14 protein-coding genes and 2 pseudogenes are annotated in these 9,871 nt (G+C 67.7%); 15 read left to right on the top strand and 1 reads right to left on the bottom strand.

Features of this window, described 5'->3' with window-relative positions:
- The 14 genes and pseudogenes from fliI to flgJ form a co-directional block, all read left to right on the top strand.
- A pseudogene (gene fliI / locus IV112_RS09310) lies at positions 1-374 on the top strand (flagellum-specific ATP synthase FliI); the annotation flags it as partial.
- On the top strand, positions 371-802 hold the full coding sequence (locus IV112_RS09305; protein WP_304003137.1) for a hypothetical protein: 432 nt from the start codon (positions 371-373) through the stop codon (positions 800-802). The pseudogene fliI and the gene IV112_RS09305, both read left to right, overlap by 4 nt.
- Before the next feature lie 88 nt (positions 803-890).
- Positions 891-1,175: pseudogene (locus IV112_RS21550) on the top strand (flagellar cap protein FliD N-terminal domain-containing protein); the annotation flags it as partial.
- 153 nt (positions 1,176-1,328) lie between these two features.
- Entirely contained in the window at positions 1,329-2,264 is a 936-nt protein-coding gene (gene fliD / locus IV112_RS09300) for a flagellar filament capping protein FliD (RefSeq protein ID WP_438362232.1), read from the top strand.
- A 38-nt stretch (positions 2,265-2,302) separates the two neighbouring features.
- Positions 2,303-2,689: a flagellar export chaperone FliS gene (gene fliS, locus IV112_RS09295; RefSeq protein WP_304003135.1), complete on the top strand. Its 387-nt coding sequence runs from the start codon at positions 2,303-2,305 to the stop codon at positions 2,687-2,689.
- Positions 2,682-2,993 carry a hypothetical protein gene (locus IV112_RS09290; RefSeq protein WP_304003134.1) on the top strand — a complete coding sequence of 104 codons (312 nt, stop codon included), beginning with the start codon at positions 2,682-2,684 and terminating at the stop codon, positions 2,991-2,993. Before fliS ends, IV112_RS09290 begins: the two co-directional genes overlap by 8 nt.
- Entirely contained in the window at positions 2,990-4,036 is a 1,047-nt protein-coding gene (locus tag IV112_RS09285) for a flagellar hook-length control protein FliK (RefSeq protein ID WP_304003133.1), read from the top strand. The genes IV112_RS09290 and IV112_RS09285 overlap by 4 nt, the downstream gene beginning before the upstream one ends.
- A gap of 5 nt (positions 4,037-4,041) precedes the next feature.
- A complete protein-coding gene (locus tag IV112_RS09280; protein WP_304003132.1) occupies positions 4,042-4,491 on the top strand; it encodes a flagellar basal body-associated FliL family protein in 450 nt (149 codons plus the stop codon).
- Positions 4,492-4,498: 7 nt separating this feature from the next.
- The gene (locus IV112_RS09275; protein ID WP_304003131.1) at positions 4,499-5,206 is read left to right on the top strand and encodes a FliA/WhiG family RNA polymerase sigma factor; all 708 of its coding nucleotides are present in this window, start codon (positions 4,499-4,501) and stop codon (positions 5,204-5,206) included.
- 30 nt (positions 5,207-5,236) lie between these two features.
- The gene (gene motA / locus IV112_RS09270) at positions 5,237-6,154 is read left to right on the top strand and encodes a flagellar motor stator protein MotA (RefSeq protein WP_019918822.1); all 918 of its coding nucleotides are present in this window, start codon (positions 5,237-5,239) and stop codon (positions 6,152-6,154) included.
- On the top strand, positions 6,141-7,127 hold the full coding sequence (locus IV112_RS09265) for a flagellar motor protein MotB (RefSeq protein WP_304003129.1): 987 nt from the start codon (positions 6,141-6,143) through the stop codon (positions 7,125-7,127). The genes motA and IV112_RS09265 overlap by 14 nt, the downstream gene beginning before the upstream one ends.
- A 50-nt stretch (positions 7,128-7,177) precedes the next feature.
- Positions 7,178-7,453, top strand: a complete 276-nt coding sequence (gene flgM, locus IV112_RS09260; protein WP_020164143.1) for a flagellar biosynthesis anti-sigma factor FlgM — start codon at positions 7,178-7,180, stop codon at positions 7,451-7,453.
- Entirely contained in the window at positions 7,450-7,869 is a 420-nt protein-coding gene (flgN, locus tag IV112_RS09255) for a flagellar export chaperone FlgN (RefSeq protein ID WP_304003127.1), read from the top strand. The genes flgM and flgN overlap by 4 nt, the downstream gene beginning before the upstream one ends.
- The gene (gene flgJ, locus IV112_RS09250) at positions 7,856-8,575 is read left to right on the top strand and encodes a flagellar assembly peptidoglycan hydrolase FlgJ (protein ID WP_304003125.1); all 720 of its coding nucleotides are present in this window, start codon (positions 7,856-7,858) and stop codon (positions 8,573-8,575) included. The genes flgN and flgJ overlap by 14 nt, the downstream gene beginning before the upstream one ends.
- On the opposite strand, the gene flgA is transcribed toward flgJ, so the two are convergent.
- A complete protein-coding gene (gene flgA / locus IV112_RS09245; RefSeq protein ID WP_304003123.1) occupies positions 8,569-9,303 on the bottom strand; it encodes a flagellar basal body P-ring formation chaperone FlgA in 735 nt (244 codons plus the stop codon). The two genes, flgJ and flgA, sit on opposite strands and share 7 nt — an antisense overlap.
- 135 nt (positions 9,304-9,438) lie before the next feature.
- Here flgA and flgB point away from each other — a divergent pair, with 135 nt between their 5' ends.
- Positions 9,439-9,870, top strand: coding sequence for a flagellar basal body rod protein FlgB (flgB, locus tag IV112_RS09240; protein WP_304003121.1), 432 nt, complete (start codon positions 9,439-9,441; stop codon positions 9,868-9,870).
- The last annotated feature ends 1 nt before the right edge of the window (position 9,871 follow it).

Here is a 9,871-nt window from a genome sequence, read left to right as displayed (position 1 = left end):
AGGGCGACGACCAGCAGGACCCGGTGGTCGACACCGCCCGCGCCATCCTCGACGGTCACATCGTGCTGACGCGCGAACTGGCCGAACGCGGTCACTACCCGGCCATCGACATCGCCGCGTCGATCAGTCGCTGCATGGCGCTGGTGGTCGACAAGGCGCATCTCAATGCCGCACGCAGGGTGAAGGAAATGGCGTCGCGCCATGCCCAGGTGCGCGACCTGATCCCGCTCGGCGCCTATGTTGCCGGCGCCGATCCGCAGACCGATCACGCGGTGTCGCTGTATCCGGACATCGAGGCCTATCTGCGCCAGGGCGTGGCCGAAGCGGCGCCGATGGTGCAGTGCGTGGCGCGCATGCTGGAGCTGGCGGCATGACGACGAAGACATCCATTCGCACGCTGGCGAGACTGGTGGACGTGCGCGAGCGCGAGGTGGCCCGCCTGCAGGCCGACATGGCCGGCAAGCTGGCATTGCGCCAGCGCTATCTGGGCAATATCGAACGGCTGCAGTCGCTGTGCGACGGCGTGCCGCAGACCGGCTCGCTGCACCCGCTGCTGTCGATGAACAGTGCCGGCTACAAGCAGTCGGTGGCCGACATGGTGGTGGTGCACCGGCAGGAACTGGCCGCCCACGAGATCGAGATCGATCTGGCGCGGCGCGAACTGGCGCTTGTTTCGCGCCGCTGCGAAGTGCTCGACCAGGTGCTGCTGCGCCAGCGCAGCATGGCCGCGCACGGTGCGCGCGTCAGCGAACAGAAGCGGCAGGACGACATCGCCGTCCAGGTGTGGGGGCGTGCGCCGTGAGCGTCCGTTCCGCATCGATTTCAGTTTTTGTTCACGCCGGTCGCCTTGAACGGTGGACGCGTCCGCTAACCGTTCACAGGAGCCAGACATGAGCACTTTCGATCCCGTCACCACCGCCTCGCAGCTTGCGACCGCCTACATCAGCGCGTCGCAGACCCAGGTCGACACGCAGAGCAAGAAAGCGCAGGCCACGACGTCGGCGCTGACCAAGCTGCAAAGTGCGCTGCAGGCCTTCGACAGCGCCTTGTCGACGCTGTCGTCGAAGAAGGGCGTCACGCAGAACACCGCCACGCTGAGCGGCACCGGCGTCGGCACGGCGAGCGCTTCGCCCGGGGCGGTGGCGGGTGAGTATCCGCTGTTCGTCGAGCAGGTCGCCAGCGCCCACCAGGTGGTGTTCACCGATCTGCCGGCGGTGCCGGTGCCGATGAGCGGCATGCTCAGCATCAACCTCGCCGGCGGTGCAACCATCGGTGTCGATTTCTCCGGCGCCGACATGGACGCCGACGGCACGCTGTCGCAGACCGAGATGGCGCGCGCCATCAATCAGGCCAGCGGCAACCAGGGCAAGGTCACGGCGATGGTGATGACCGCCGGCGGCCAGACGCAGCTGGTGCTGTCGTCGACCGAAACAGGTGCCGACGGCCAGATCACGCTGGACACCAGCGGCCTGCCCGCTGGCGCGTTCAAGGATTCGCTCGACAATGGCAGCGAACTGACGGCGGCGCGCGATGCCGTCGTGTGGCTGGGTGCGCAGGGAAGCGGCGTGCGTCTGCAGCAGGCGTCGAACACCTTCACCGCCATCCAGGGTGTGACGATGAACTTCACCCGCGCGATGGCGGCGGGCGAGGCGCCGCTGACGCTGAAGGTGGCGGGCGACAGCGGTGGTACCGCGGCCAATGTGCAGAGCTTCATCGACGCCTTCAACAAGCTGAAGACCAGCCTGGACGAGCTGACCAGCACCGGCGATGCCGAAAGCGGCGTCGCGGCGGCGGCTTTTGCTTCCGACTCCGGCATACGGTCGCTGCGCAATCGGCTCGACAGCCTGGTCCGCCAGGAGGTCGGCGGCTTGCGCCTGATGGATTTCGGCGTCAGCGCCGACCGCAACGGCAGGCTGTCCCTTGACTCGACCAAGCTGGACAAAGCGATCGCCGCCAATCCGGATGCCATCGACAGTCTGTTCGGCAGTGCCAGCACCAGTTCCGGCAGCGGGCTGCTCGGTGGTTTCGCCAGCTATATGGACGTCTGGCTCGACTCCGCCGGCGGCCAGATCCAGCGCCGCAAGGACACCGTGCAGAGCCAGCAGAAGGCGCTCACCACGCGCCAGACCCGTATCGACCTGCAGTACGACAACGCTTACCAGCGTTATCTCGTGCAGTTCACGCAACTGCAGTCGCTGCAGTCGCAGATGGGGCAGACCACCAGCATGTTCGACGCGCTGTTCGCGAGCTCGTCGGCCAGCTGAGGACTGCCTGTCCGCCAACGAAACCGGAAACCCATGCCTTGAACTACGACGCCTACCAGAGCTACCACGCCGTCAATCTGAATGCGCAGACGGCGCGCGCGACCCCGGTGCAGCTCGTGCTGATCCTGATGGACGGCCTGCTCGAGGAGATCGCGCGCGCACGCGCCCACATCGAAGCCGGGCGCTACGAACAGAAGGCGCTCAGCCTCGACCGCTGCGTCGACATGCTGAACGGCCTGGCCAGTTCGCTCGATCCGGACAGCGGCGGCGACGTCGTGGCCAATCTGGACTGGCTGTACGACTACTGCGCGTGGCGCCTCAGCGAAGGCGGCATCAAGCTCGACACCGCACCGCTGGACGAGGTGAGCGGCTTGCTCGGCACCTTGCGCCGCGGTTGGGTCGGACTGGCGGACGGACATGACTGACCGCCATACCTTCGCCCGCATCGCCCGCCGGCTCGAAGTGGCCGCGCTGAGCGATGACTGGGCCACGCTGGCGGCCGCCGATCGTGAGCTGGCCGCCGTGCTGCAGGGCGTCGCCGACCGACGCGATCTGTCTCTGGCCGATCGCGATGCGCTGCTTGCGTTGCGCAAGGCACACGACGGCGCGCTTGCACGCTGCGTCGAAGCGGGCGAACGCCTCGGCGAACGGCTGTCCGAACTGGGCGCCGGGCGTGACGGCTGGATGGCCTACGCATACGACCTCGAACTTTCCGGTAGCCACTCATGACGCAAAACATCCTCACCCTGGGCAGTGCGGCGCCGGCAACGCTGCCGACGTCGGCACCGGCGCTGCCTGCACCGTCGGCCGGCCTTTTGCCGACGTCGGCCACGAGTGCACCGCAGGCCTTCGTGGATCTGTTCCGCGCGCTCGGTCTCGCGTCGCCGGACGTCGTCGTAGGCGAAGCATCGACGCAGCGGACCGACACCGATATGCCGGGTGTGGACCGTGCTGCCTTCGATGCCCGCCTGCCGTCGCAGTCATCGCTGCCGGCCGCGCTGCACGCGAGCAGTGGCATCGCCGAACACGACGTGGGGGCCGACGAAGTGCAGTCCGGCGAAGCCCCGGCACTGCCCGTCTCTGTACTGGCGGTGCCGCTTCCGTTGCCGTCGCAGCCGCTGCAGTCCGCCCCGGCTGCCGCAGCCGGCCGCGCGCTCGCACCGGTGGCCCCTGCCGGTGGCGCCGCAGCTGTGCTGCCGTCGCTGCCGACCGACGGACCGCGCGCTGACGTCGTCGAGACCGTACAGCCGGTGCCGCAGTCGGCACATGGTCTGCAAGCGGCGGTCATGCCATCGGCACCGGCGTCAGCCGAGACCGTACTGAAGCTCGTCCCGGCCTCGCCGCACAGCTGGCAGCAGCCGCTGACCGATGCATTGGGCGAACGCCTGCAACTGCAGACCGTGCAGCATGGCGAGCGGGCGGTGATCCGCCTCGACCCGCCGACGCTCGGCCGCATCGAAATCATCGTGCAGCAGGATGTGGGAGGTGCGCTGCAGGTGCATCTGAGCGCCAGCAACGGCGAGGTGCTGCGACAGCTCCACGCCATCGGCGACAGCCTGCGCGCCGATCTTGGCCAGCGCCATGCGCAGGGCGACGTAACCGTGGTCGTCGCCGAATCCGGTCGCGATGCCAACGGCCGCGACGCCGACGGCCGCTCACGCTCGGGACAACAACAGCAGGGCAGGGACGACGAGAACCCGGGTGAGGCACTGGCCGAGGCACAGGCCGGGGCCGGGATGTCGCGCTTCGCTCTGGCGACGGACGGGAGCTGAATCCGATGAAGAAGGCGATCATTTTCGCGGTGGTCGGCGTCGTGCTGGCGGCGGCTGGCGGCGGCGCGGTCTGGTGGTTCGGCATGAAGGACGCTGGCGGCGCCGACGCTCAGGCTGCGGTGCCGAAGGAGGCCGTGCCGCAGAAGTACGTGAGCCTCGACAAGGTGGTCGTCATGCTGCGACGCGCGCCGGAGGAGAACGTGACGCGCTACATGTCGATGGATCTGGTGTTCACCACCGCCATCGAGAAGGAGAAGGACACCAAGGAGCACCTGCCGCTGCTGCGCAGCATCGCGGTACGCGCGCTGGCGTCGATGACCGCGCAGCAGGTCAGCGCGATGACCATCGACGAGTTGGCGGCCGAGGTCAACCGAGCCTTCACGGAAGACTACGACAAGGCGCATCGCAGCAAGCCCTTCGTCGAGGCGATGGTCGGCAAGCTGATCGTTGAATGACATGGACATGCATTCGGACTACGCCGAGGTGAGCAGCGCGGCGGCGCGCACGCTGAACGCCGCCGAGGAGCAGCGCTGGCTGGTGGAGTACGCCCCGCTGGTCAAGCGCATCGTCCGCCAGCTGCTGTCCCAGGTCTCCGGAGCGATGGACCGTGAGGACATGGAGCAGATCGGCCTGCTCGGCCTGCTCGAATCGTTGCGCCGCTACGGCACACCCGATCCCGGTTTCGGTGGCTATGCGGCGCTGCGCGTGCGCGGCGCCATCCTCGACGAACTGCGACGGCAGGACTGGCGGCCGCGCACCGTACGCCAGGACAGTCATCGCACCCGTGACGCGGTGCGCGCGCTGACCCGTCAGCTTGGCCGCGAACCGACCGAAGCCGAGGCATGCGCTGCGCTCGGCATCGAGGCCGACGCCTTCCAGGCCCACCTGCTGGCCGAGAACGCCGAAACCATCGCCAGCTTCGACGAACTGGTTGGCGAAATGCACGAGATGGCGGCTGCAGGCCTGTCGCCGGAAGAACAGCTGATGACCCGGCGCAGTCTTGCGCAGGCCCTGACGCAGCTGGACGAGCGCGAACAGCGCGTGATCCAGCTCTATTACGAATTCGAACTCAGCTACCGCGAGATCGCGGCGGTGCTGGACCTGACCGAAGCGCGCATCTGCCAGATCAACAAGGGCGCGCTCAGGAAAATGAAGGCCTTCCTCGGCTGACCGCCGGGGCGAACGAAGAGGAAACGAATCATGCAGTCCATCGTAGGCGTCGCCATCATCCTGATCAGCGTGTTCGGCGGCTTCATGCTGCATGGCGGGAAGCTCGCAGTGATCTGGGAACCGATCGAACTGATCATCATCGTCGGCGCCGCGGCCGGCGCCATCGTGCTCGGCAACCCAGGACACGTGCTGAAGGAGATGTGGCTGCAGTTGCGCAAGGTGATGCTGCGGCGCAAGCAGGGCGAGGAGTTCCAGCGCCAGCTGCTGCTGCTGATGTACGAACTGCTGCAGACCGCGGCCGGCGGCCTGAAGGCGCTGGACGCCCACGTCGAGGCGCCGCAGGAGAGCGAAATGTTCCGCCGCTATCCGCTGATACTCGAAGAGCCGAAGCTGCTGCACTTCATCGTCGACAACTTCCGGCTGATGGCGATGGGCAAGATCAACGCGCACGAGCTCGAAGGCGTGCTCGAACAGGAAATCGAGGCCATCCACGAGGAAATGTCGCAGCCGGCGCGTTCGCTCGGCAAGATAGGCGAGGCGATGCCGGGCTTCGGCATCCTGGCCGCGGTGCTGGGCATCGTGATGACGATGAACGTCGTGGCCGACGGCGCAGGCACCGGCGAGATCGCGGTGCGCGTCGGCTCGGCCATGGTCGGCACCTTCATCGGCATCTTCTTCTGCTACGGCGTGCTCGATCCGATCAGCAACATGATGAAGCAGCTGGTGGGCGAGGAGCTTCAGGCCCTGGAGTCGGTGAAGGTGGTGCTGGTCACCCATGTGTCCGGCAAGCCACCGCTGCTGGCGATCGACGCCGGTCGTCGCCTGGTGCAGCTGAACATCAAGCCGAGCTTCGCCCGACTCGAAAGCTGGATCAACGCGATGCAGGGCGCCGGCGATCCGGATGCCACGCCGCGCCGCCGTGCCGGAGACAAACGTGTCGAAGCCTGACGCGCATGGCGCAACCGTCGTCAAGCGCGTGTCCGGAAAGGGACACGAGGAGTCGCACGGCGGTTCGTGGAAGGTGGCTTTCGCCGACTTCTGCCTGGCGTTGCTCTGCCTCTTTCTGGTGCTGTGGCTGCTCGCCTCGCGCGAACAGGAATCGCTGGAGCAGGTGCTGCGCGCGTCCGACAGCAGCCGCATCGACGAAGGCAGCGGCCTGATGGCGCAGTCGCTCGGCGGCCCGCGCGGCAGCCTGATCGAGCGCGAGCCGATGCCGCCGCGCGAAGGCATGTCAGCGCCCGGCGAAAGTGCCGCGCGTGGCGAGACCGCGCCGGCGGACGGCCCGCGCACGGCGCGCGTGCGTTACGAATCCGCCGCCGATATGCAGGCGCTCGCCCGCGTGATGAAGAAGATGAGCGCGGACGCCGGCCTCGAAGGCAATCTGCAGTCGGTGGTTACGCCTTATGGCCTGCGCGTGATGCTGCACGACACCGACCAGCAGGGCATGTTCGACCGCGGCAGCTCCTTCGCCACCGAGCGCTTCCGCAAGCTGCTGCGTTCGCTGGGGCCGCTGTTCGCGCAGATGGAGAACCAGATGCTCATCGTTGGTCACACCGATTCGGTGCAGTATGCGAATCGTGATCACGCGGCGTTCTCGAACTGGACGCTGTCGAGCAATCGCGCGCTGACCGCCCGCTCGCAGCTGCTGGCCGGCGGCATGCCGACCGGCAGCGTGCTGCAGGTGGTCGGCATGGCGGACCGGGCGCCGCTGAATACCGAAGATGCGACGGCCGGCGTGAACCGGCGCATCGAACTGTTGATACTGACCAGCAGGCAGGCTGAGCTGGTGGCGGCGATGTATGGTCTGCCGAACGAGCGGCTGCCTTTCGCCGAAGGCGCGCACGCAGCGATGCCGGACCGGGATGCGCTGGAGCAGCTGCGAACGCAGCTGGTGGCGCCGCCGGCCGGCACCGGCCGCTGAGTCGCGTGGACAGGTGAGCTTGCATGCGAACACGATCGAGAGGACATCAGATGAGAATCACAAGCAGTGGTGCAGCCGGCGTCAGCGCGCCGGGTGCGGTCAGCGGTAACGGCCCGGTGGAGGCGCCGCAGGCCGTCGCACCGGCTTCGCCTGCGAAGTTGCAGTCGTCGACGCTGCAGCCGGCGATGGAGGCGATGCGCGCACTGCCGGAGATCGATCAGGCGCGCGTCGATGCGCTGCGCGAGGCGCTGGCGCGCGGCGAGGTGCCCTTCGACGCCGACAAGCTGGCCGGTCTGATCGAACGTTTTCACGGCAGCAAGGGATGAAGCGCGGCGAGGCCATCGCCCGCCTGCTGCGCGACGTACTCAGCGACGTGGCGGATTACGGTGCGCTGCGCCTGATGCTCGACAGCCAGTTTCACGCGGCGCTTCGCCACGACGCGACGGCGTTGCGCGCGCTGGCGGCACGCATCACCGAGGCGGTGCAGGTGCTCGACGGGCGACGTCTGCTGCGCGCCCGCGTGGTGAGCAGCCTGTACGGCGTCAGCGGCCGCATGGACAGCGTGTTCGACGAATTGCCGGACGACAGCCGCGAACGCTGTCGGGCGATGTGGACCCGGCTGGAGGCGCTGGTCGCCGAATGCAAGCGGCTCAATGCACGCAACTGCCTGCTGATGACCGACCAGTACGAAATCATGCAGCGTGTGCTGCACGGCGAGGACCAGACCTATGCTCCGGCCTGAACCGGCGCGGGCGCTGATGCCCAATGTCGAACCGACCCGTCCGGCGGCAGCGACCGGTGCCGGCGGGCAGTTCGCTCCGCTGTTCGGTGAAGTGTCGGCCGAAGTCGGCCGCTTCATCCGGCAGGGATCGACTGCTGGCGCTGACCTCGTCGGCAGCACCGCAGCGCTCAGTCCGGAAGCGCAGCTGCTGCGCAACGCGACGCGCGGCGTTGACGGCGTCAATGCGTCGGGCGCCGACGAGTCCGGACGACGCGACTTCGTCGCCGGCATCCGTCCCTGGGCGAGCGAAGCGGCGCGCCAGCTGGGCGTGAGTACCGACGCCGTCATTGCACATGCGGCACTCGAATCCGGCTGGGGGCGCAGGCCGCTGCGCGCGGCCGACGGCAGCGACAGTCACAACCTGTTCGGCATCAAGGCCGGTGGCGCGTGGCGCGGCGCAACGGTGGAGGCGCGCACGACGGAATACCTGGATGGCGCTGCCGCGCAGGTCAGCGCCGCCTTCCGCAGCTATGTCGATGGCGCCTCGGCGTTCCGCGACTACGCGCGACTGCTGCTCGACAACCCGCGCTACGCCGGCGCCCTGAACGCTGGCGCGGACGTGCAGGCATTCGCTGCCGGGCTGGTGCAGGGCGGTTACGCGACCGACCCGGACTACGCCAGCAAGCTGGTGCGCGTGGCCGGGCAGATCCGCGCGCAGGGTTACTGAGCGGTGCGGCTGACCGGTTCGACCTCGCCGGCGCCGGTCACCCGCGCGCGCAGCACGGTCCCCGAGGACAGATTGCGCACGCGGACCAGATCGCCCATGCCACCTGAGTCGAGCGTCTCGCCGGATACCTGCACCTCGATGCCCTGGTTGCGCGCGACGATGTGCACCTCGTCGCCACGCTTCACCAGCACTGCGGTGGCCAGCAGACGCTTGCGCAGCAGGTCGCCGGCCTTCAGCGGGCGGCGTCCGGTCATGCCGATCACGTCGGCCGGATCGGCGAAGAAATCGGCGACTGCGGTTACGTCGCGGGCATCGACTTCGATGTCGGCGTCGCCGATCGGATGTCCGGCGGCAATGTCGGTGGCCGCGACCACGACGTCGGCGACGATGCGCGCGCGCGCCTGCATCTTGCGCGTCCATCCGCCGTCGTCGGCGCAGCGCACGGTGTAGCGCAGGTGAGACGGTGATTTCATCTCCTGCGCCTCGATCTCGATGCGTCCTGCGCAGGGCGGCAGAGGTTTGCTCGGCGGCTGCACGGTGAGCGTGATGCGCGGGTCGACCAGGCCCATGCGTTCGGCCTGCTGTTCAAGCTGCTGGCGGGCCGCAGCATCCACCTGGCGGACGATCTGTGCCGTCGTGTCCGCCTGCGCGGCGGCAGGCAGACAGAGCAGCACAGCGAGCAGGCCGGCGACGTTGTTCATGCTGAAGGAATGGCTCTTTCGGTGCATCGGAATCTCCTGAGGCCGGTGACGATAGCAGCAATGCGAACGTGAGAAATATCCGCATCGGCGGCCTCAAGTTCGCCGGCGGATTGTCGATGGTGTCCCTGAACTATACGCATACGCTTAATTCAGGCCGACAGAATGAACGCATGCTTTCGCATCGTCGCGAGCGCGTTCGGTCTGTCGCCCATCCAGACAGGAGCCGACATGGGTATCGATTTCGGGAAGGCGCTCGGTGTGCACGGCCAGGCGCTGCAACTGCGTGCCGAGCGCACGCGGGTGATCGCCGAAAACATCGCCAACCAGAACACGCCGGGCTATCAGGCGCGCGACGTCGACTTCGCGTCCAGCCTGCGGCAGGCGATGGCGGGTGAGGCTGGTGGCCTGTCGCTCGACAGCGAGGGCGGCGAAACGCTCTATCGCGTGCCGTATCACGCGGCGCAGGACGGCAACACGGTGGAGCTCGGCGTCGAGCAGGCCGCCTTCTCGCAGAACACCTCCGATTTCCAGATCAGCCTCACCTTCGCCAACATGAAACTCAAGGGGCTGGCGAAAGCCATCGCCGGACAATAGC

The sequence above is a fragment of the Methyloversatilis discipulorum genome (genome assembly GCF_018780585.1).
Classification (GTDB): domain Bacteria; phylum Pseudomonadota; class Gammaproteobacteria; order Burkholderiales; family Rhodocyclaceae; genus Methyloversatilis; species Methyloversatilis discipulorum_B.
This window is presented reverse-complemented; position numbering and strand designations above follow the sequence as displayed.